The 19,611-nt window shown below is 65.3% G+C and carries 21 protein-coding genes and 2 tRNA genes; 14 read left to right on the forward strand and 9 right to left on the reverse strand.

Annotated features, from left to right (window positions below; all coding sequences use genetic code 11):
* Window positions 1-26: 26 nt before the first annotated feature.
* The 8 genes from CAF53_RS07770 to CAF53_RS07805 all read left to right on the forward strand — a co-directional run bounded on the left by CAF53_RS07770 (window position 27) and on the right by CAF53_RS07805 (window position 7,761).
* Window positions 27-602: a polysaccharide biosynthesis/export family protein gene (locus CAF53_RS07770; RefSeq protein ID WP_046762113.1), complete on the forward strand. Its 576-nt coding sequence runs from the start codon at window positions 27-29 to the stop codon at window positions 600-602.
* Window positions 602-1,828 (forward strand): outer membrane beta-barrel protein, encoded by a 1,227-nt coding sequence (locus tag CAF53_RS07775; RefSeq protein WP_100237751.1) that lies wholly within the window; start codon window positions 602-604, stop codon window positions 1,826-1,828. The genes CAF53_RS07770 and CAF53_RS07775 overlap by 1 nt, the downstream gene beginning before the upstream one ends.
* Before the next feature lie 109 nt (window positions 1,829-1,937).
* Window positions 1,938-3,098 (forward strand): glycosyltransferase family 4 protein, encoded by a 1,161-nt coding sequence (locus tag CAF53_RS07780; RefSeq protein WP_242443403.1) that lies wholly within the window; start codon window positions 1,938-1,940, stop codon window positions 3,096-3,098.
* Entirely contained in the window at window positions 3,095-3,958 is an 864-nt protein-coding gene (locus tag CAF53_RS07785; RefSeq protein ID WP_100237752.1) for a sulfotransferase domain-containing protein, read from the forward strand. The genes CAF53_RS07780 and CAF53_RS07785 overlap by 4 nt, the downstream gene beginning before the upstream one ends.
* Window position 3,959: 1 nt before the next feature.
* The gene (locus CAF53_RS07790) at window positions 3,960-5,093 is read left to right on the forward strand and encodes a glycosyltransferase family 4 protein (protein WP_046762117.1); all 1,134 of its coding nucleotides are present in this window, start codon (window positions 3,960-3,962) and stop codon (window positions 5,091-5,093) included.
* Between the two features lie 63 nt (window positions 5,094-5,156).
* On the forward strand, window positions 5,157-5,873 hold the full coding sequence (locus tag CAF53_RS07795) for a metallophosphoesterase (protein WP_100237753.1): 717 nt from the start codon (window positions 5,157-5,159) through the stop codon (window positions 5,871-5,873).
* Window positions 5,855-6,853: an ATP-grasp domain-containing protein gene (locus CAF53_RS07800; protein ID WP_242443404.1), complete on the forward strand. Its 999-nt coding sequence runs from the start codon at window positions 5,855-5,857 to the stop codon at window positions 6,851-6,853. Before CAF53_RS07795 ends, CAF53_RS07800 begins: the two co-directional genes overlap by 19 nt.
* Window positions 6,850-7,761 (forward strand): NAD(P)-dependent oxidoreductase, encoded by a 912-nt coding sequence (locus tag CAF53_RS07805; RefSeq protein ID WP_100237755.1) that lies wholly within the window; start codon window positions 6,850-6,852, stop codon window positions 7,759-7,761. The genes CAF53_RS07800 and CAF53_RS07805 overlap by 4 nt, the downstream gene beginning before the upstream one ends.
* On the opposite strand, the gene bamE is transcribed toward CAF53_RS07805, so the two are convergent.
* Window positions 7,748-8,263 carry an outer membrane protein assembly factor BamE gene (gene bamE, locus CAF53_RS07810; protein WP_046762120.1) on the reverse strand — a complete coding sequence of 172 codons (516 nt, stop codon included), beginning with the start codon at window positions 8,261-8,263 and terminating at the stop codon, window positions 7,748-7,750. The genes CAF53_RS07805 and bamE overlap by 14 nt on opposite strands.
* A gap of 140 nt (window positions 8,264-8,403) precedes the next feature.
* Here bamE and CAF53_RS07815 point away from each other — a divergent pair, with 140 nt between their 5' ends.
* From CAF53_RS07815 to dinB, 3 genes are all read left to right on the forward strand, one after another.
* Complete coding sequence (locus CAF53_RS07815; protein ID WP_100237756.1) at window positions 8,404-8,919, forward strand: ubiquinol-cytochrome C chaperone family protein; 516 nt, start codon at window positions 8,404-8,406, stop codon at window positions 8,917-8,919.
* Entirely contained in the window at window positions 8,916-9,440 is a 525-nt protein-coding gene (locus CAF53_RS07820; protein ID WP_046762122.1) for a DUF177 domain-containing protein, read from the forward strand. Before CAF53_RS07815 ends, CAF53_RS07820 begins: the two co-directional genes overlap by 4 nt.
* 65 nt (window positions 9,441-9,505) lie before the next feature.
* Window positions 9,506-10,588, forward strand: coding sequence for a DNA polymerase IV (gene dinB / locus CAF53_RS07825; protein WP_100237757.1), 1,083 nt, complete (start codon window positions 9,506-9,508; stop codon window positions 10,586-10,588).
* A 6-nt stretch (window positions 10,589-10,594) separates the two neighbouring features.
* Here dinB and CAF53_RS07830 read toward each other — a convergent pair whose 3' ends face one another.
* On the reverse strand, window positions 10,595-11,407 hold the full coding sequence (locus tag CAF53_RS07830; protein WP_046762124.1) for a DUF1134 domain-containing protein: 813 nt from the start codon (window positions 11,405-11,407) through the stop codon (window positions 10,595-10,597).
* 229 nt (window positions 11,408-11,636) lie between these two features.
* Here CAF53_RS07830 and CAF53_RS07835 point away from each other — a divergent pair.
* A tRNA-Ser gene (locus CAF53_RS07835) sits at window positions 11,637-11,728 on the forward strand.
* Window positions 11,729-11,868: 140 nt separating this feature from the next.
* Here CAF53_RS07835 and CAF53_RS07840 read toward each other — a convergent pair.
* From CAF53_RS07840 to CAF53_RS07865, 5 genes are all read right to left on the reverse strand, one after another.
* Window positions 11,869-13,047 (reverse strand): acyl-CoA dehydrogenase, encoded by a 1,179-nt coding sequence (locus CAF53_RS07840; protein ID WP_046762596.1) that lies wholly within the window; start codon window positions 13,045-13,047, stop codon window positions 11,869-11,871.
* A gap of 10 nt (window positions 13,048-13,057) precedes the next feature.
* On the reverse strand, window positions 13,058-14,713 hold the full coding sequence (locus CAF53_RS07845) for a thiamine pyrophosphate-binding protein (protein ID WP_100237758.1): 1,656 nt from the start codon (window positions 14,711-14,713) through the stop codon (window positions 13,058-13,060).
* Window positions 14,714-15,166: 453 nt separating this feature from the next.
* Complete coding sequence (locus CAF53_RS07855; protein WP_100237760.1) at window positions 15,167-15,583, reverse strand: hypothetical protein; 417 nt, start codon at window positions 15,581-15,583, stop codon at window positions 15,167-15,169.
* A 55-nt stretch (window positions 15,584-15,638) separates the two neighbouring features.
* Window positions 15,639-16,373, reverse strand: a complete 735-nt coding sequence (gene gloB, locus CAF53_RS07860) for a hydroxyacylglutathione hydrolase (protein ID WP_100237761.1) — start codon at window positions 16,371-16,373, stop codon at window positions 15,639-15,641.
* A 4-nt stretch (window positions 16,374-16,377) separates the two neighbouring features.
* A complete protein-coding gene (locus tag CAF53_RS07865) occupies window positions 16,378-16,812 on the reverse strand; it encodes a VOC family protein (protein WP_046762129.1) in 435 nt (144 codons plus the stop codon).
* Window positions 16,813-16,915: 103 nt separating this feature from the next.
* Here CAF53_RS07865 and CAF53_RS07870 point away from each other — a divergent pair, with 103 nt between their 5' ends.
* Window positions 16,916-17,620 carry an SIMPL domain-containing protein gene (locus tag CAF53_RS07870; protein ID WP_100237762.1) on the forward strand — a complete coding sequence of 235 codons (705 nt, stop codon included), beginning with the start codon at window positions 16,916-16,918 and terminating at the stop codon, window positions 17,618-17,620.
* Between the two features lie 83 nt (window positions 17,621-17,703).
* Here the strand turns inward: CAF53_RS07870 and CAF53_RS07875 are convergent, their stop codons facing one another.
* Both CAF53_RS07875 and CAF53_RS07880 read right to left on the reverse strand, forming a co-directional pair.
* Entirely contained in the window at window positions 17,704-18,573 is an 870-nt protein-coding gene (locus CAF53_RS07875) for a tetratricopeptide repeat protein (protein WP_100237763.1), read from the reverse strand.
* On the reverse strand, window positions 18,573-19,328 hold the full coding sequence (locus CAF53_RS07880) for an alpha/beta hydrolase (RefSeq protein WP_100237764.1): 756 nt from the start codon (window positions 19,326-19,328) through the stop codon (window positions 18,573-18,575). The genes CAF53_RS07875 and CAF53_RS07880 overlap by 1 nt, the downstream gene beginning before the upstream one ends.
* Before the next feature lie 138 nt (window positions 19,329-19,466).
* On the opposite strand from CAF53_RS07880, the gene CAF53_RS07885 reads away from it, so the two are divergent.
* Window positions 19,467-19,553, forward strand: a tRNA-Leu gene (locus tag CAF53_RS07885).
* The last annotated feature ends 58 nt before the right edge of the window (window positions 19,554-19,611 follow it).

Raw genomic sequence — 19,611 nt, forward strand, 5'->3', positions numbered from 1 at the left:
GCTCATCCAATCGAGAGGGGACGCAGATGCGCAACCGGCTTTATCATGGTCTTTTCCTTGGCCTTTTTGCCGTGACGGCGGCCTGCTCCGGCGGGCCTTCGGGCCTTGCCAGCCTGCCGCCGGCCCCGACCGTCGCCTATCGGCTGGGGGCGGGCGATGAGGTGCGCGTGGCTATTCCCGGCCTTACCGCCGAGGATCCGGGCAGCAGCAGCTATACGATCAACGATCGGGGCCAGATTTCCCTGCCGATCCTGGGCGACGTCGATGCCAGCGGCAAGACGGTGCCCGAATTGCAGCTCAGTATCGCCCAGCAACTCACCCAGCGCCAGTTGCTCAACGCCCCCACGGTCAGCGTCCAGCCGGTCAGGTTGCGTCCCTTCTATGTGCTGGGTGAGGTGAAGAGTCCCGGCGAATATCAGTATCGCGCCGGCATGTCGGTGCTGGCGGCGGTCTCGGTCGCGGGCGGTTACACCTTCCGGGCGGAGCAGGGCAACGTCGCCATCACCCGCATGGTCGACGGCCGTCAGGTCGTGGGCCGGGCCAGCGAGCGCGACATGATCCAACCAGGCGACACGGTCCGTATCTATGAGAAGTGGTTCTGATGCGCGGCATGGCTTCGGGCGCCGCTGCGGCGTTCCTGTTGACCCTCGGCGTCCGTCCGGCATTGGCGCAGGACCTCCAGTCGCCCACATCCGCGCTGGATGCGCCCGAAGCGCTGTTCGTGCCCACGCCGTTGACGCTGGGCGGTGCGACGGTGGAGATCGGCGGCATCGCGCGGATCGAATATGACAGCAATATCTACGCCCAGGCCTTTGGCGAGAAGGATGATTTCCGTGCCGTCCTGCGCCCTTATGTCGAATTGAACCGGAAGGGCGGCGCAATCGACCTCACCGCCCGCGCGGAGGGCGATTTCCGTCGCTATTTCCAATATGGCAGCGAAAATGCGGAAGGCGGCAAGGTCGCCGCCGGTGTCAACTGGGCGCCCTCCACTTCGGACAAGCTGTCGGCGGATGCCAGTTGGCAGCATATCATAGAGGATCGCGGCGAACCGGAAGGCAACACCCAACCGTCGATCGGCCCGCGCGAACTCAACGCGCTGGAGGGGGAGCTGGGCTATACGCATCAGGGCGCCCGGATCGGCTTCATGCTGCGGGGCACGGCTTCGCGTTTCCGCTACACCAAGGCGATCGATGACAATCGTGATCTCGACAATCTGGGCGCGCTGGCACGCGTGATGCTGCGCGTGTCGCCACTCATGAACGGTTTTGTCGAAGGCTTTGTGTCGAAGCGCGATTTCCGCCAGGTGCCGCAAACAGGTGAATTGAACCGGGATTCACGCACCTATGGCGGGCGCGCGGGCATTGCGATCGATCCCGGTGGCACGATCAGGGGGGAGGCGGCCGTCGGCGTCTATCGCTTCGATCCCAGGGACAGCCGGATCGATGCGCGGACCCGCCTGTCGGCGCAGGTCGGCCTCGTCTATTCGCCCCAGCCGCGCACGGCGTTGACGCTGGACGGCTTCATCGGCAATGTCGCCACCTATCGGACCGGCGTGCAGTCGCGCGAGGATATGCGCTTCCGGCTGGGCGTGTCGCAGGAAATCCGCCACAATCTGCGCGGCGAACTGGGTCTGGTCTATCGCCGCAGCAAATATTTCGGCACTGGGCTTACCGAGAAAATCTATGGCGTGACGGGCGAACTGGAATATGCGCTCAACCGCCGCATCGCCCTGGCGGCGACGGCCCGCTGGTCGAAGCGCAATAGCACGGACCCGCTGGACGATTATGACCGCACCCGTGCCGGGGTAGAGCTGCGGGTCCATTATTGACCTTGCCCTCGTCCCAAGCGGGGACGGCGGCACCCAAAGAGGCAGGCCCTAACCCCTTCGCGCAATGGACTTGGGGTGGCGCGGCGCGGACACTGACCGGCGTAACAGCGTGATTATACAGGACTCCGCCGCCATGCTGGTAAGGGCATCCAGGCCACCCAATGTCGCGTTCGTCCTTCCCGGGCTGGGTGCGGGCGGGTCGGAACATATTGTCAGCCTGCTCTGCAACCATTGCGCGGCCCAGGGCTGGGCCGTCACCCTGATCGCCTTCGAGGACCCGTCGACCGCTCCCTATTACCCCCATCATTCCGATGTGCGGATCATCCGTCTGGGGATGAAGTCGCGCCGGCGCGCGGCGGCGTCGGGCATGCTGGCGATGGTGCGCCGGCTGCAACTGCTCAAGCAGGCGTTGAAGCGGGTCCGGCCCGAACTGGTGGTGAGCTTCCTCACCCGCACCAATATCCTGTCGGTCCTTGCCGCCCGCCCGCTTGGCATTCCGGTGATCGTGTCGGAACGCAACAATCCCGCACTCCAGCGCGTCGGGCCGATCTGGGACCGGTTGCGGCGGATGACCTATCCACGGGCCGTCGGTCTCGTCACCATGACGCAGGGAGCGATGGACTGGTTCACCGCTGCCATGGACGTGAAGGGCTGGGTCATCCCCAACCCGGTGCCCCCCGCGATCGGTTTGGCAGAGCGCCGCCCAGAAGGACGGATCATCGGCGCCGTCGGCCGGTTGGTGCCGCAAAAGGGCTTCGACCTGCTGCTTGCCGCCTTTGCCCGCGCGGCCCCGCGCATTCCCGACTGGAAGCTGGTGATCTGGGGCGAGGGGCCGGAACGCGCCGCGCTGGAGCGACAACGCGATCGCCTTGGTCTTGCAGAGCGTGTCAGCTTGCCCGGCGTTACCCGGCATCCGGGCGAGTGGATCGGCGAGACCGACCTGTTCGTTCTCTCTTCCCGCTACGAGGGGTGGGGCATCGTCGTGGGCGAAGCCATGGGCGCGGGCCTGCCGGTGATCGCCTTCGACTGCCAGTGGGGACCGGCCGAAATGATCGAGCATGGGGTGAGCGGCCTGCTGGTGGCCAATGGCGACAGCGCCGCGCTGGGCGATGCCGTCGCTTCGCTCTGCAACGACGCGCCGCGCCGCATGGCGCTGGGTGACGGAGCCCGGCGGCGCATGGCGACGTTCGGGCATGACCAGGTGCTCGCCCGCTGGCAGTCGATCATCGCCGCCGTTCTGGATCATCATCGCGTGAGGGCAGGATCATGAACATGCTGTCGCTGAAGGGCTTTGCGCGGGCGATGCGGCGGCGCCTGCGGGACGAACCCCATCTGCGTCTGGCCGCTGCGCGGGCCGATGCCTTTCTGGTGTCCTATCCCAAGAGCGGGCGGACATGGCTGCGTTACCTGCTCTCCTGCTATTTCGCGGAAAGCGCAGGGTTGGGGTTCGAGCCGGACCTCACCACCACCTTCCGGGTGCTGCCCAATTTCGATCGCGATCCAGTGCGCGGCATCGATGCCTTTGTCGGGCGGCGCAGCGATGTGGCGCTTCCTTCGGTCCTCGTGAGCCATCTGCCCTATCGAGAACGGCTGTTCCTCGACCGGCCCGTCCTGTTCCTGGTCCGCGATCCGCGGGACGTCATCGTGTCCGCCTATTTTCACGCGACCCGCCACAAGAAGAGCTTTGCGGGCGATATCGCGGATTTTCTGGATGAACCCAAATATGGGCTGGCGGCGCTGACCGGCCATCTGAACGGCTGGGCGGACGGACTGGCGGGACGGCCGCACCATCTCATCAGCTATGAGCATATGCTGGTCGAACCTGTGCCGACGGTGACGGCCATTCTCTCGTTCCTGGGCGTGGAGCCCAAGGGCGATCTCGTCGCCCGCGCCGTCGCCGCCGCGCAGTTCGACCGGATGCGCGACAAGGAACGCGACGGCGGCATTCCCGGCCATGATTATGACCGCAATGACGATCAGAGCCTGCGCATGCGCAGCGGCAAGGCGGGGACCTTCGGCCAATGGTTGAGCGCCGATCAGGCCGATCTGGTGCTTGAACGGTGCCGCGCCGAATTGTCGCCTCGCGCGCTCGACCTGCTTGCCGCCACGGGCGTCGATCTGGTTTGCTGACATGCGCATCTGTTCGATCATCACCAGCTTCACCTCGGGCGGCGCCGAAATGCTGGTCTGCAATCTGGCGGAGGCTTTTGCCGGAACGGGTCATGACGCGGCCGTGCTGGCGCTCAGCGACGCGGCGCAGGTCGGCAATGCCGCGCAGACCGAAGCCATGATGATGCAGCGCATCCGGCAAGCCGGAGCCAGGGCATTTTCGCTGGGGCAGGCGAACCGGAACAACTGGATCGGGGGAACGCTGGCGCTGCGTCGGGCGCTGCGATCGTTTCGGCCCGACGTGATCCATGCCCATACCGCCCGCGCCCTGCCGTTGGTCGCGCTCGCTATGCCGGGCGTGCCGGTGGTGCTGACCCACCATAACAGCCGTCTGTCCTTCCCACCTGCGGCTTTCCGCTTCTTCGACCCGATCGTGGACGCCTATGTCGCGATCAGCGACCAGTGCGCGGCTCTGCTGAAAGGGCATGTGCGAAAGCCGGTTCACCGGATCGAGAATGCCGCCAATACCCGCTTCCGGGCGGCGGCGGCGCGCCGGAAATCCGCGCAGGACCCCACCATCCTGGCTGTCGGGACCGTGTCGGAGCAGAAGGATTATCCGACGCTCGCTCAGGCGGCGCATCTGGCTGTCCGCGCGCTCGCTGCCCAAGGCCGTACCGCCCGCTTCAGCATCGCCGGCGGCGGGCCGATGCTCGACCAGCTCAAGGCCGGGATCGCCGACGCACCCGTCGCGCTCCTGGGCGTGCGCGACGACGTCGACACATTGATGCGCCAGGCCGACCTGTTCGTGAACTGCTCGCTCTGGGAAGGGTTCCCCATCGCGCTGATCGAGGCGGCGATGAGCGGCCTGCCCATCGTCGCGACGCAGGTGGCGGGCAATCGCGAAATGGTCGTGCCGGGGGTCAACGGCGAACTGGTCCCGCCTTCCGATCCTGCCACCCTGGCACAGGCGATCGTGGGAATAGTGAGCGACGATGATCGCTATGCGGCCTTGTCCCAGGGTGCGCTGCGGACCGCCCGCCGCTTTTCGATCGAAAATTGCGCCGCCGCGCATCTCGCCCTTTATGATCAACTGCGGCCCAGGGGGCGAAGGCACCGCCGGATGAGCGGTGCGGCGATTAGGGATATACCCGCCTGACACGGCCTGTCGCCTTTCCATTCATGCTACCCCTATGATCCGAACCGCTCTGGAAGCTGGACCATGCGCATCGCGGCCCTGACGGATATTCACGCGGCGAGCCACCCGCTGCAACTCGCATTGACCGCCGCGCGCAGGGAGGGCTTCGACGCGATGCTGATCATGGGCGACCTGTTGACCTACGGCGTGCAGCCGCTGGAAACGCTGGAACTGGTGCACGGTGCGGTGGCGCGCGACCATGCCATCCTGATCAGCGGCAACCATGATCTGCTGTATCGGTCTTCACCCACGGGGGAAGCCTATCGGGCGGATCTGGCCGACTGGCTGCGCGAAAGCGTCGACTGGACGGCCGCCCATATACCGGCGGGCAGCATGAACGGCTTCGACTGGCGGGAAAGCTGGTCGACCGGACCATTATTCGCTGCCCATGCCAACCCGTTCGCTTATGGCGACTGGCGCTATATCCGTTCGGCCCAGGATGCGGAGGAGGCGGCGGAGATGGTCGCGGTGCGGGGGTTTCTCTATGGCTTGTTCGGCCATGTCCACCGGCAGCGCCGCTATGATTGCACCGCCGCCACCATCTTCACCCTGGGTTCGCTGGGTCAGCCCCGGGATGAGCGCGACCGGACCCCGAAATGGGCGATGATCGAAATCAGGGGAGATTGTGTGACCGTGGAATCGCGCGACATTGACTTTGACCCGGAGGATCAGATGCACGCCATCCGCGCCACCACACTGTCCGCCGCCACGCAGGAGCGGCTTTGCCGGTTTTTCGCATGAAGATATTGGTCACGGGCGCAGGCGCCGTCCTGGGGCAGGGCATCATCAAATCGCTGCGGCAATCGACGCTGGATTGCAGCGTGATCGCGGCGGACCCCAATCCGTTATCCGCGGGCCTCTTTTGGGCGGATACCGCCTATCGCCTGCCCTTCGCGAACGATCCGGCCTTTGGCGACCATATCCACGAACTGCTCGACCGTGAACGGCCGGATGCCGTGCTGGTCGGGACCGATGTCGAACTTTCCTATTTCGCTGCCGAGCGCCATCGGCTCGAGGCGCTGTTCCGCACCCATGTGCTGGTCAGCGATCCGCGCGTGGTCGCGATTGCCGACGACAAGCTGGAAACCGCGCGCTTCTTCGAAAGCGTCGGTCTGCCGCACCCCGCCTCGGCAGGCGGCGATGAGGAGGAAATGGTGCGGGCGCTGGTCGAGAGCGTCGGTTTTCCGCTTGTCGTGAAGCCTCGCGTCGGCGCGCGCTCGGTCGGCGTGTCGCTGGTTCGTGACCGGGATGAACTGACGCAGGCGTTGGAAGGACGCTGCGGCCTCGTCGTGCAGGAGTGCGTGGGTGATCCGGAGTGTGAATATACCGCCAGCACGCTGGTCTTCGACGGCGAGGTCCAGGCGTCGATCGTGATGCGTCGCGACCTGCGCGACGGAAACACCTACCGCGCCTATACCGGCGATTATCCCGAACTGAACGCCCAGGTCCGTGTGCTGGGCCGGGCGCTGCAACCCCATGGCCCGGCCAATTTCCAGTTCCGGTTGGACGACTGGGGCATTCCTCGCGTGTTTGAAATCAACGCGCGTTTTTCCGGCACCACGCCACTGCGCGCGCTGGCGGGCTTCAATGAGGTCGAAATGTGCGTGCGCAAGCTGCTCCATGGCACGCCGATCGTCCAGCCGCCGGTCCGCTCCGGCACTATCCTGCGTTATCTGGACGAAATCTTCGTGCCGCAGGAACGGATCGACGCGGTGCGGTGAAGCCGTTGCTGGCCCTGACCGGCGGCTCGGGGTTCATCGGCCGCCATTTTGCCGAGGCTGCGCGGCTGTGCGGCTATCGTATCCGCCATCTCTCCCGGCAACGTCCGGCGGGGGAGGGGGATGAATGGCGTTACCTCGATCTGGCGGAGCCCGACATCGGATCGCCCGATCTGAAGGGTTGTTCCGCGCTTATCCATCTGGCGGCGCATATTCCGACCGACCATCGCGATCCGGTGGAAGCGGTGCGGTGCTGGCGGGTCAATGCGCTTGGCACGCTGCATCTGGTGGAGGCGGCTGTCCGGGACGGGGTGGGCCGGGTGATGCATGCCGGCAGCGCCAATGCCTATGCCCCTACGGCCGTTCCGCCGGACGAGAATGCCCCGCTCTTCCCAGGCAGTCGCGGCTATTATCTGGGGTCGAAGATCCTTCAGGAAATCTACGCGGCGGAATGCTGCCGGACGAGCGGGATGATGCTCCAGACCCTGCGGCTCGGTTCGGTCTATGGACCGGGCCAGCATGGCGGCGCGCTGGCTGCCATGGTGCGGGCGGCGGCAGGCGGGACCATCGGCGTGCATGGTGAAGGCCAGTTCGGATCGGACCTGGTTGCGGTCGATGACGTGGTGCAGGCGCTGCTGCTGCTGTTGGAGAGCGGCGCAAGCGGTCCGTTCAACGTCGGCAGCGGTGTGCGCACGACCGTAGCGGAGCTGGCTGACCTGCTGGCCCGGCAAAGCGGCGCCGTGATCCGTCGTGAAACGACGGGCGAGGAGGATTGGGGCTTCCCCGCGCTCAATATCGATCGCCTGCGCCGGCATGGCTATCGGCCCATGCCTCTCGCGAAAGGCCTGAGCGCCATGCTTGACGGATTGGACCTTCCCGGTCGAGCAGGGCGCCCGATCAGCTCCCGTTAGGGCCGCCGCCGGTGTTGCTGCCGCCTCCGCCGCCGCCCATTCCGCCAGCACCGACCGCGCCGATATTGCCGAAAATCTCGTCGAACAGGCTGCGATGGCGGCCCAGCGTCGGGGTCTTGTCGCCTGAGGGAGAAATTTTCGCGACCTGCTCCAACCCCATGCGATCGACCGCAACGACATTGCCCGCCGCGTCGAAGCGGACATGCAGCACCGTCTGGGACACAGGCTTGGGGTTGGAAAAGGCGAGTGCGCGCATGTCGCGCGACACATAATACCAGTCCTGGTCGCCGAACTGCGCGGTGAAGCTGGGGCGGCCCAGCGTGCCTTCGACCGAGGCGCGGTTATCGATGCCCGGCTGGACCGAATCAACCAGCAGCTTGTCGACCTGATAGCCCTGATGGGTTCGGATGCGCGTGCAGCCCGACGCACCGAGCAGTAGCGCACAAAGGCTTGCGCCAAGCAAAATCCGCCCGCTGCGGGATTGGCGGCTGAACTGGCGCATCAACTTCTCCTGCGGGGGAAACCCCGGACCGTGCCGAAAAACAAAGCCGCCATTGCATCGGGCGGCTGGCCGATCAATATGGAAATGCAGGGGCCTCGGCAAGGGGCCGCCTTTCGGTTCAGCCAGGAAACTCTCTCGTCATGCCCAGCATCTTCCAGCGTCTGTTCGCCCAAAGCGACCCCAAGGACGCGATGCGCCCCCTCTACAACGCCATCGTGGTGGAGGGTCGCCAGCCCCATTGGTATGTCGAGGGGCAGGTTCCCGACACGATGGACGGCCGGTTCGACATGATCGTCGCGATCCTGGCGCAGGTGTTGATGCGGCTGGAGGCGCTGGACGGGCAGCAGGAAAGTGTGTGGCTGACCGAATTGTTCGTCGACGACATGGACGGCCAGCTCCGGCAGGAGGGGATTGGCGATGTCGTCGTCGGCAAGCATATCGGCCGGATGGTGAGCGCGTTGGGTGGGCGCCTGTCGGCCTATCGCGGGGCACTGGTGGGCGAGGGAGATTTTGCGGAAGCATTGACGCGTAACCTCTATCGCGGCCAGACGCCGCCGGCCGACGCGATCGCCCATGTCGAATCGCATCTGCGTGCGCGCTGGGTGCGGCTGGGTTGCCTCAGCCGCGACGCGCTGATCGCCGGAGACCTTGGATGACCAACAGTAGCGAATTTTCCCGGCCCGTGCGGGTCGACCAGCTCGCCCGTCATGCCCAGCCGGTGACGATCACCGCCGATGCCGCCGAGCGCGAGGCGCTGGCCAAGCGCTTCCATCTGCTCGCCCTTGACCGGCTGGAGGCGGATTATGCGTTGAGCGAGGAGAATGGCGCGATCTTCGCCCGCGGTCGCGTGCGCGCGGCGCTGGCGCAGCCCTGCGTCGCGACCGGCGTGCCGGTGCCGGAGACGGTCGATACCGATTTCCTGCTCCGCTTCGTCAAGGAAGGCACGGAAGCGCCCGAAGGCGACGAACTGGAACTGGATGCCGAGGATTGCGACACCATCGGCTATGACGGCCTGGTCATCGACATGGGGGAGGCCGTGGCGGAGACGGTGGCGCTGGCCATGACCCCCTATCCCCGCTCGCCCGAGGCCGACAGCCTGTTGCGCGAGGCCGGAGTGCTGACCGAGGAACAGGCCAGCCCCTTCGCCGCCCTGCTGTCGCTCAAGGACAGGAAATGAGCCCGCGCGCTTAGCCGATCCGGGGTGTTTCCCTTCCGTTCTGCCCTGTGGCATAAGCGGGAACCATGGAAGGACCGCCGCGCAAGATCATCCATATCGACATGGATGCTTTTTATGCGTCGGTCGAGCAGCGCGACGATCCCTCGTTGCGGGGCAAGGCGTTGGCCGTGGGCGGCGGCGGTCCGCGGGGCGTCGTCGCCACCGCCAGTTATGAAGCGCGTAAATTCGGCGTCCGCTCCGCCATGCCGGGAGCGCGCGCACGGCGGCTTTGCCCCCACCTGCTGTTCGTCCGGCCGCGTTTCGAAGTCTATCGCGCGGTGTCGGCGCAGGTAAGGGAGATTTTCTCGCGCTTCACCGACATCATCCAGCCATTGTCGCTTGACGAAGCCTATCTCGATGTCACGGCGAACAAGCCGGGCATCGCGTCCGCGACCTGCATTGCCGAGGAAATCCGCCGGATGATCCGGGAGGAAACAGGCCTTACCGCCTCGGCAGGCGTGTCGTACAACAAGCTGATCGCCAAGCTCGCCTCCGATCAGAACAAGCCCGACGGCATCTGCGTCGTCCGGCCGCAGGACGGGGCGGCCTTCATCGCGAAGATGCCGGTGCGCCGTATCCATGGCGTGGGGCCGGTGACGGCAAAGCGGATGCTGGCGCTGGGCATAGAGACGGGCGCGGACCTCAGGGCACGGGAGCTTGCCTTTCTCCAGCAGCATTTCGGCAGCGCAGCGCTGTTCTACTATCGCGCCTCGCGCGGTGAGGACGACCGCCCGGTCCATGAGCGGCAGGAGCGCAAATCGGTGAGCGTCGAGGATACCTTCTCCGACGATCTCCTCACCGAGGATGCGCTGATTGCCGAAATCGACCGGATCGCCGAGAATCTCTGGGGCCGGATCGAAAAGAGCGGCGCCTATGGACGAACGGTGGTGCTCAAGGTCAAGTTCGCGGATTTCCGGATCATCACCCGGTCGAAAAGTTTCGCGGGGCCGGTGCGCTCACCCGATGTGCTGGGGGAGACCGGGCGGGCGCTGCTGCGGGCGCAACTGCCGCTGCGCATGGGCGCCCGGCTGCTGGGGCTGGGCGTGCACAATCTCGATCATGAGGAACCGGAGGGAGAGACCGGCGAACAGCTCAGCCTCTCCCTCTGACACCGATCAGAAGGGCAGCCAGTTCCGCTTTTCGGTGAACTTCATATAGCCCGCATTGACCCCCAGCCGATATCCCACGCCCAGCCGGATCGGGATCAGCACGACGCTGCCCCAGCGCAGATAGCTGGCGGTGAAGCCGCCCACCAGATAGGCGGTGCCTTCCGCCGCCGGGAAGCGGTGGTAGAGGTCCTGGGTATCGTAGAGATTATAGACCAGCACGAAGGTATTGGCCGCATTGCCGCCGACGTCGAAGCCGATGGACGGCCCGGTCCAGTAAACCTCGCGCTTGCCCTCGATCTTGTGGTTGAGCGTCCCCGAACCGTAGCGCAGCCCGACGACGAACGCGCCGGAGGCTTCACGCCCGGCGATATAGGCATTGGGACGCCCCTGGTCCTTGAGGATCTTCTCGATGATTCCGGCCAGGCCTTCCGCCCCCTTGCCGAACACGCCCTCGGCCGCGCCGATCAGGTCGTCCTGCTGATAGGAATCGCCCGGCGAGATGGCGGCTGGCGGCGAATTGGCCGTGACCGGCGCACCGGTTGCCGTCGCTCCCGTTCCGGCGGGTGCAGCCGTGGAGGCCGCGCCATTGTCCGCCGGATAGCTGGTGCCCGGCTGAACGCTGTTGTCGACGCCTGGCTCGGTCGGTGTGCTGCCCTGTTGCGGCGGCGGCGCCAGGTCTGAATCGATCGCCGCATTGGGATCGACCGTACGCACCTGCGCCTGCGCCGCGACCGGCGCCAGCGTCATTCCGGCCAGCGCAGCCGCCAGCGCTCCGGCTCGCGCCACGCGGCTGGATACCCGCCCCACTATCCCGATCATGCCCGATACTCCCGAAAAGGCCCGCCACTTGATGATCGCCCAGATTATCGGGGAACAAGCTGAAACGACAATGAACGAACGGCGACCCGAGTCGATTCCGCGCCAGTCCGAATCCCTTTTCGCCAAAACCCGCAAATTTTCGTGGCGAAGGACCGTTGCCATGGACGAAAGCCACCGCTATAGGCCGACACCTAGCCACTGCTCATCTTCCCGATGGGCAAATTCGTGCGGAGACGTGGGTGAGTGGCTGAAACCAGCGGTTTGCTAAACCGTCGTAGCCTTAAGGGGCTACCGAGGGTTCGAATCCCTCCGTCTCCGCCACCTTTCTATCCATTCCCGTTCACGCCTCTCGCTGAAAGGCCCGCATGTACCCCGTGCGCCAGGCGTTGCGTCGCCCGGAGGCTGGCGAGTACCCGGATCAGATCAGGATGCGGATACCAGCGGACGGGCGGACGCCTTCATTACATGAAGGCCTGGAGGCCGGTCTGGCCGCGGCCAAGGATCAGCGTGTGAATGTCGTAAGTGCCCTCATAGGTGTTGACCGCCTCAAGATTGCACATGTGGCGCATGACGTGGAACTCGTCGGAAACGCCATTGCCGCCATGCATATCGCGCGCGTCGCGGGCAATGGCGAGCGCCTTGCCGCAATTGTTGCGCTTTAGCAGCGAGATATTCTCGATCGGACAGAGGCCCTCATCGAGTAGCCGGCCAACGCGCAATGCGAGCTGAAGGCCAAGGGCGATCTCCGTCATCATGTCCGCGAGCTTGCGTTGATAGAGCTGGTTCTGCGCGAGCGGCCGCTGAAACTGCTGCCGGTCCAGGCCATATTGCCGGGCGGCATGCCAGCAGGCCTCCGCCGCGCCCATCGCGCCCCAGCCAATGCCGTATCGTGCCTTGTTGAGGCAGCCGAACGGACCGGCGAGACCAGAGACGTTCGGCAGCAGCGCGTCCTCGCCGACGATCGCGTCGTCCAGCACGATCTCGCCGGTGATGGACGCACGCAGCGACAGCTTGCCTTCGATCTTCGGGGTGGAGAAGCCCTTGGTATCGCGCTCCACGATGAAGCCGCGGATCACACCGTCCAGCTTCGCCCACACCACCGCAAGGTCGGCGATCGGCGAATTGGTGATCCACATCTTCTGGCCGTTGAGGCGATAGCCGCCATCCACCTTCTGCGCCCGCGTCGCCATGCCGCCGGGGTCGGAGCCGTGGTTGGGTTCGGTCAGTCCGAAGCAGCCGACGAGCTCGCCGCTGGCCAGGCCGGGCAGATATTTGCGGCGCTGTTCCTCCGTGCCATAGGCGTGGATCGGATGCATGACGAGCGACGATTGCACGCTCATCGCTGAACGGTATCCGGAGTCCACCCGCTCTACCTCGCGGGCGATCAGGCCGTAGGCGACATGGCTCGCGCCCGCGCCGCCATATTCCTCCGGGATCGTCGCCCCGAGCATGCCGAGCGAACCCATTTCGCGCAGGATCTCCCGGTCGAACACTTCATGCCGGTTTGCCTGTATGATGCGCGGCAGCAGTTTCGACTGGCAATAATCGTGCGCGCTGTCCCGGACCAACCGCTCTTCGTCGCTCAGCTGCTCGGAGAAACGCAGGGGGTCGTCCCAGATCAAGCTCGGTGCCTTGGCCATCATGATTCCTTCACTGTGATTCGGCGGCCGGGAGTGTGCGCCCAGGCGCGATGTCCTGCACGGACGTTTTGACGTGGATGAGGGCGACGGTGCCACATGCCCTGGCCTGGGCAAGCGCGGGTTCGAAGGCTTCGGTCGATTCCACCGCTATTGCCCAGGCCCCGAAGGCACGGGCGTAGGCCGCGAAATCGGGGTTGCGCAAATTGGTCGCGATCACGCGGCCCGGATATTCCTTCTCCTGATGCATCCGGATCGTCCCGTAGGAGCCGTTGTCCACCACGATGAAGATCACCCTGGCATCATGCTGCACCGCTGTCGCGATCTCCTGGCCGGTCATGAGGAAGCAGCCGTCGCCCGATACGCAGATCACCTCGCGGTCGGGATGCACCAGTTTGGCGGCGACCGCGGCGGGTACGCCATAGCCCATCGCCCCGCTGGTCGGCGCCAATTGGGTGTGCGGCCGCCGATGGCGATGGAAGCGGTGCAGCCAGGCGGCATAGTTGCCGGCCCCGTTGCAGATGATCGTGTCGGCCGGCATGTGGGCGCCCAACCCGGCGAATATCTGCGAAAGATTGACTTGGCCCGTCACAGCAACCGGGCTGGAGAAGGCCTCATAGTCGGCGCGGCCGGCGCTCCGCCATTGCGGCCAGCGGCCCCGGAGCGGTGTCTCCGCCAATTTGAGCGCCGCCGCCGCGACGTCGGTGGCGGAAGCGATCAGCGGTGGCCAGACACGCCCGAGTTCCGCCGGATCGGCAAGGATGTGGATCAACTTCCTGGCCATATCCTCCCGCCGGAACAGGGTGTAGCCTTGGGTGACATTCTCCCCCAGCCGTGCGCCGATCGCGAGGATCAGGTCTGCTTCGCGCACGCGTTCGAGCAGTTTGGGATTCGTCCCCAATCCGATGTCGCCGATGTAGCAGCGATGCTCATTGTCCCAAAGATCCTTGCGGCGGAAGGACAGGAGAACGGGAAGCTCCGCCGCATCCGCCCATTTCTCCAGCCGTTTGAGCGCCTCATCCGACCAGCCGCTGCCGCCGAGCAGGAGCAGCGGCTTGGTTGCCTGGTCGAGGGCGGCATGAATCGAAGCGGCGGTGGCGGGGTCCAGCCCGGTGGAGCAAGGCGGGGTGGGGTGAAAGCCCTGCGGCCGGGCGACTTCGGTCAGCATGTCCTCCGGCAGCGCAATGATCACCGGGCCGCGGCGGCCCTGCAGGGCGGTTGCGAAGGCGCGGCCGAGAATTTCGTCGGTGCGGCTGGCGTCGTCCAGTTCGACAGACCATTTTGCAAGGTCGCCCAGGGCGGCCCGATAATCGACCTCCTGAAATGCGCCGCGCCCGCGATCGCCTCGCCCGATCTGGCCGACGAACAGGATCATCGGCGTCGAATCCTGCTGCGCGGTATGGACGCCGATCGCTGCGTTGGTGGCGCCCGGTCCGCGCGTGACCATGCAGATGCCGGGCTTGCCGGTCAGCTTGCCATAGGCCTCCGCCATGTTCGCCGCGCCGGATTCATGCCGGCATGTCACCACCCGGATGCCGGGTTCGTCCACCAGCGCATCCAGCACCGCCAGATAGCTTTCGCCAGGCACGCAAAACACATGGTCGACGCCGCGCGCGACCAAAGCCTCGACCAGCAGGCGCCCGCCGGTCTTTCCTTCAATATCGGACATGGGCGGTCTTCATCTCCATGAAAATTGCCGGGCTCGGGCGCCCCGTTCGCACGCGTCGATGCTGGAGGCATCGCCAGATGGGATATCCCGCCCGATCCCGGCGGCCGGGGGCTTCATCGCCATGCTCCCGGCGCTGTCGGAAGGAAATCGCATCCATCTCTTCATGCCTGTCAATATCGATCCGATGATGCTGCCATTGCCCATGGTAAGGTTGAACATGCCCGGCGGGAAGCCCGTGTGTGATGGATGATCCGGGCACTTGTCAGGTCAGACTAATCGGCGGCCCTTCCGATGGGGCAACATATACCGGATGGTACCCTGCCACCGCAGCGAGGAAGGCCGTGCCGCGGCCGTTCGCTTATGGCATCGGGAAGGCGACAGAGTCCGGAAAATGGCTCCCAGCCCGGCCGATCCTGCTCCTGCCGCAGCAGGAAGGATCGGTGGATGGCAATGTTATTTTGCTGGGGAACGATAAGGCGTGAAGTCGCCCAGCGCGCAATTGCCCGTCACCATGCCGGTCATCAGGTCCGCGCTGGTCGCCAGGTCGCCACGGCAATATTGCGAGCCCCAGGTCTTGATGATCAACGTATCCCCACGCGCCAGACCCGCGCAGCTACCGATCAGGTCATTGCGGTAGACCAGCCGCCCGCTCACCCGATAGAGCAGCACGCTATTGCTGATCGCGGTCAGATTGGCCTGGGGCACGCGATTGACGCAGCTCGTCTTCTCGCCCGCCACCTTGCCGGCCAGGGCGCGCTCCAGTTCGCTGGTCTGCTTTTCGGTCAGCTTGGGCTGCTCCTGGCTACCGGAACATCCAGCCAGCAACAGCGGCGCGAGAAATATCCCAGAGGGCAATATCCATGAGCGCACGGCACCTCTCCTCATTCATCCCCGTTTGAAAGACGGCCAAACGACACGAAAACCGTCACGCCGCATCCTTGGCCGCGCGCCGATCCGCCAGTTGCACGACATCGCGCGCGCGCATGAAGACATTGGTTGCGCGTTCCCGCCCGATGCTGGTCGGTACCGTCGCCTCACCTCGCGCCCGCGCCGCATCGACCTCCGCCATGCGGGTTTGGAGGGCGGCATTGTCCGGTTCCACCGTCAGCGCGAAACGGCCGTTCGATTGCGTATATTCATGGGCGCAATAGACCGCCGTGTCGTCCGGCAAGGCGGCGAAGCGCTGCATATTGGCGAACATCTGCGCCGCCGTCCCCTCGAACAGCCGGCCGCAGCCCATGGCGAACAGCGTGTCCCCCACGAACAACACATGGTCCTGCGCCAGATGATAGGCGACATGACCGGCGGTGTGGGCGGGCACTTCCATCACGACCGCCTGGTGATCACCGATCCGGACGCTGTCCCCCTCCCGCACCAGACGGTCCAGCGTGCCGATCTTCTCGGCCTCTGCCGCCGGGCCGGTGATGATGCAGCCACCCCAGGCTTCCGCTGCCGCCTTGATCGCCGCATTGCCGCCGACATGGTCGCCATGCCAATGCGTGTTCCAGATCTGGCCGATCGTCCACCCCCTCAGCCGCGCCGCCTCCAGCACCGGCTCCGCGACGGCGGGATCGACCGCCACCGTCTGCCCGCTGGCATCGTCGTGGAGCAACCAGACATAATTGTCGTTGAGAACGGGGATGCGGACGACCTCCAGCATGATCTTACCAGACTCCTGTATTGGGCATGGATGCCCAGGGCTCGGCGGGTTCCAGATGCCCGTCCTGCAACAGCTCGATCGAGATATTGTCCGGCGTGCGCACGAAGGCCATGTGCCCATCGCGCGGCGGGCGGTTGATGGTGACGCCCGCATCCATCAATCGCTGGCAGGTTTCGTAGATATTCTCGACCCTATAGGCGAGGTGGCCGAAATTACGGCCGCCGCCATATGCCTCCGGTGGCGTGCCGTCCTCGGCCGGCCAGTTGTAGGTCAGTTCGACCTGCGCATCTTCGTCGCCCGGCGCAGCTAGGAAGACCAGGGTGAACCGGCCCTGCGCATTGTCGAAGCGCTTCTGTTCCTCCAGGCCGAGCAATCGGAAGAAGGCGACCGTGCGGTCGATGTCGGTCACGCGGACCATCGTGTGCAGATATTTGGGCAATATTCACTCCATTCGTCGCGATAAAGCAACGGTTCATCTCTGAAGTCCTAGGAACGTCCTCAAGATAAGATGCGTTGGGCATGGAAGGAAGAGGGAGGCGCGTATGGATTTGGCCCATCATGGCAAGCTGTTGCTCGGCTGCGCGGGATTGATCGCCTTGGGTATCGTCAGCGGCGGGTATCTGTTGGGCGACGGGCTGAAACGGGCCAAGGCGGCGGACCGTTCCGTCACCGTTCGCGGTCTGGCTGAAAAGGACGTGACCGCCGACCTCGCCACCTGGTCGATCAGCTATTCCGCCACGGGTTTCGACCTGCCCACCGTCCGTGCCGAAATCGACAATAATACGAAGGAACTGCGCGCCTATTTCGCCAGCCTCGGGTTCAAGCCCGACGCGCTGACCGCGACCGGCGCGGGGGTCAATCAATATATCAACAATGGCGTCAACACGATCACCATCACCCAGCGCATGTTGTTGCGCACGACCGACATTGCCCGCGCTCAGCGCGCGGCGGCGCAGCAGTTCGATCTGGTCCGGCGTGGCGTCACGCTTCAGGAAGGATCGGGCATGCGTTACAGTTTCACAAGGCTCAATGACGTGAAGCCGTCAATGGTCGCTGCAGCAACCAAGGATGCCCGCGCCGCTGCCGAACAGTTCGCCCGTGACAGTGGCGCCAGCGTCGGCGGGATCAAAAGCGCGACCCAGGGCTATTTTTCGATCGAGGCGCGCGATGGCGAGGCCGACGGGGCGAGCGACACGCCCCATAAGAAGGTGCGCGTCGTCACGACCGTCGATTTCTATCTCGATTGACGCGCATCAACGACGCCGATCTTGTCGTCGACAAGGATTGCGCCCGCTTCCCGAAGGAACGGGGCGAGGTCCGCATCGGGTGATCAGTTGGCGGATTTCGGCGCGGGCAAACGGGAAAGATTGTCGGCGGCTGCCTTGCCCGCGGGCGATTGCGCCGCCAGCTTCACCGCGCGCTGCCAAGCGGAACGGGCCACATCCTCCTGATCGGTAAGGATGGCGATATTGCCTTCCTCCAGCGCGACGGAGGCATCGTCGGGCGACAGTTGCACTGCCCGCGCGATATGCGCCTGTGCCAGCTTCATCTCCCCGGCGCGGCGGGCCAGGGTGGCCGAGAGCAGCCAGGCCAGCGGGTCCTGAGGCACCTGCTCCAGCGCGATGTCCAGCGAATCGCGTGCACCCCCGACATCGTTCAGCGCCACCAGCGCGCGCGCGCGGTCGAGATGGACCTCCCCCTTCTCGACCCCGTCGGGCAGGCCACGCACCAGCGCTGCATCGAAATCGTTGCTTGCCTTGGCGGCATCACCACCCGCCAGCGCGGCATTACCCGCCTGCGCCCAGAGCCGTCCGCTCTGCACCATTTCGCCGCCGCGCTCGGCCTCCTCGGCGCCTTGTTCGAACGCGACGATGGCGGGCGCCCAGCGTTCCGCGCGGGCATAGGCAAAACCCATGCAGTTGCGCGCGTAGAAGCTGCCGCCGTCGATCCGCCATTGTTGCGCGAAGGCGACGCCCTTGTCCGGCGCCTCGACCGCCTGATCCAGGCAGGCCTGGAATTTGGCGGCATATTTGTCGGGCACTGGAATGCGCCCGTCGTTCGTCCGGGCGGCGGGTGGGGGCGTGGCAACGGCAGAGGCCGCTGCCTCCGCCCTTTCCTTGCGCTTGCGGTTCATCACCGCCTCGATCTCCGGGTCATAGGCCTGCGGCGCGAGCAGCAACAATGGGAGTAAAAGGGGCATCAGAGGCTGTCCAACAGGCTGGCGACGGTCCGGATCAGCAGGGCAATGTCCGGGTCGCGGGAAAGGCGATGGTCGCCGTCCTTAATCAGCAGCGTCTGCACATCGGATGAACGCAGCCGCTCCGCAAGGCGCAGCGCGATTTGCCAGGGTACATCGGCGTCTTCCTGCCCGTGCAGCAACCGGACCGGACAGTCGATGGGAATCTCCCCCTCCAGCAGCCGGTTCGCCTGCCCGGACTGCCAGAAGGCCAGGGTCGTGACATAGGGATCGTCGCCATAGGCCGTCGGCTCGACGATCCGCCCTTCGGTCGCCAGCAGTGCCTTGTCCGCATCGGTAAAGCCCCATTGGGTGAAATCGGGTGCCGCCGCGATGCCGACCAGCCCCGCCACCCGTTCCGGCCGCGCGAGGGCGATCAGCAGTGCCAGCCATCCGCCCATGGAGGAGCCGACCAGCACGACGGGACCTTCGGTCAGGGAATCGATCAGCAGCAGCGCATCGTCGCGCCAGTTCGCCAGCGTGCCGTCCTCGAACCGCCCCTCGCTCGCGCCGTTGCCGGCATAGTCCAGGCGCAGCATCGCCCGGCCCTGCTCCCTTGCCCAGGCATCCAGCGCGAGTGCCTTGCCGCCCTCCATGTCGGACATGTAGCCGGGCAGGAAGACGATCGTGGGTCCTTCACCGCGCTTATGACGGTATGCAAGCCTCACCCCGTCGGAGCGCGGAAAGAAAGAGGGTGGGACAAAGGCGGGGCTGTTCATCGCGTTTCTCCGCAGGCTGTTGACGTCCTGACAGGTGCCGTAAGAAGCTCTTTGCCGGGAAACCAGAAAAATAAAAATAATGCATAGGGCGCGTTGACAGCCTTGGGACCAACGGCTAGTTGCGCGCTCCTACCCCGTGCCCAGATGGCGGAATTGGTAGACGCACCAGCTTCAGGTGCTGGCGATCGCAAGGTCGTGGAGGTTCGAGTCCTCTTCTGGGCACCAGCTACTCTCAAAGCGTTGAAAATGCTGGGGGATCGTCGAAAAGACGGTCCCCAGAGAG

It is taken from the genome of Sphingobium sp. LB126 (genome assembly GCF_002795205.1).
Taxonomy (GTDB): Bacteria; Pseudomonadota; Alphaproteobacteria; order Sphingomonadales; family Sphingomonadaceae; genus Sphingobium; species Sphingobium chungbukense.

Bases quoted from the DNA above. Each gene is read 5' to 3' on its own strand.
- CAF53_RS07830 (WP_046762124.1), bottom strand. From the start codon at position 11,407: ATGATCGGGATAGTGGGGCGGGTATCCAGCCGCGTGGCGCGAGCCGGA.
- CAF53_RS07775 (WP_100237751.1), top strand. From the start codon at position 602: ATGCGCGGCATGGCTTCGGGCGCCGCTGCGGCGTTCCTGTTGACCCTC.
- CAF53_RS07845 (WP_100237758.1), bottom strand. From the start codon at position 14,713: ATGTCCGATATTGAAGGAAAGACCGGCGGGCGCCTGCTGGTCGAGGCT.
- CAF53_RS07875 (WP_100237763.1), bottom strand. From the start codon at position 18,573: ATGCCCCTTTTACTCCCATTGTTGCTGCTCGCGCCGCAGGCCTATGAC.
- CAF53_RS07815 (WP_100237756.1), top strand. From the start codon at position 8,404: ATGCCCAGCATCTTCCAGCGTCTGTTCGCCCAAAGCGACCCCAAGGAC.
- CAF53_RS07785 (WP_100237752.1), top strand. From the start codon at position 3,095: ATGAACATGCTGTCGCTGAAGGGCTTTGCGCGGGCGATGCGGCGGCGC.
- bamE (WP_046762120.1), bottom strand. From the start codon at position 8,263: ATGCGCCAGTTCAGCCGCCAATCCCGCAGCGGGCGGATTTTGCTTGGC.
- gloB (WP_100237761.1), bottom strand. From the start codon at position 16,373: ATGCTGGAGGTCGTCCGCATCCCCGTTCTCAACGACAATTATGTCTGG.
- CAF53_RS07820 (WP_046762122.1), top strand. From the start codon at position 8,916: ATGACCAACAGTAGCGAATTTTCCCGGCCCGTGCGGGTCGACCAGCTC.
- CAF53_RS07795 (WP_100237753.1), top strand. From the start codon at position 5,157: ATGCGCATCGCGGCCCTGACGGATATTCACGCGGCGAGCCACCCGCTG.
- dinB (WP_100237757.1), top strand. From the start codon at position 9,506: ATGGAAGGACCGCCGCGCAAGATCATCCATATCGACATGGATGCTTTT.
- CAF53_RS07840 (WP_046762596.1), bottom strand. From the start codon at position 13,047: ATGGCCAAGGCACCGAGCTTGATCTGGGACGACCCCCTGCGTTTCTCC.
- CAF53_RS07870 (WP_100237762.1), top strand. From the start codon at position 16,916: ATGGATTTGGCCCATCATGGCAAGCTGTTGCTCGGCTGCGCGGGATTG.
- CAF53_RS07770 (WP_046762113.1), top strand. From the start codon at position 27: ATGCGCAACCGGCTTTATCATGGTCTTTTCCTTGGCCTTTTTGCCGTG.
- CAF53_RS07790 (WP_046762117.1), top strand. From the start codon at position 3,960: ATGCGCATCTGTTCGATCATCACCAGCTTCACCTCGGGCGGCGCCGAA.
- CAF53_RS07880 (WP_100237764.1), bottom strand. From the start codon at position 19,328: ATGAACAGCCCCGCCTTTGTCCCACCCTCTTTCTTTCCGCGCTCCGAC.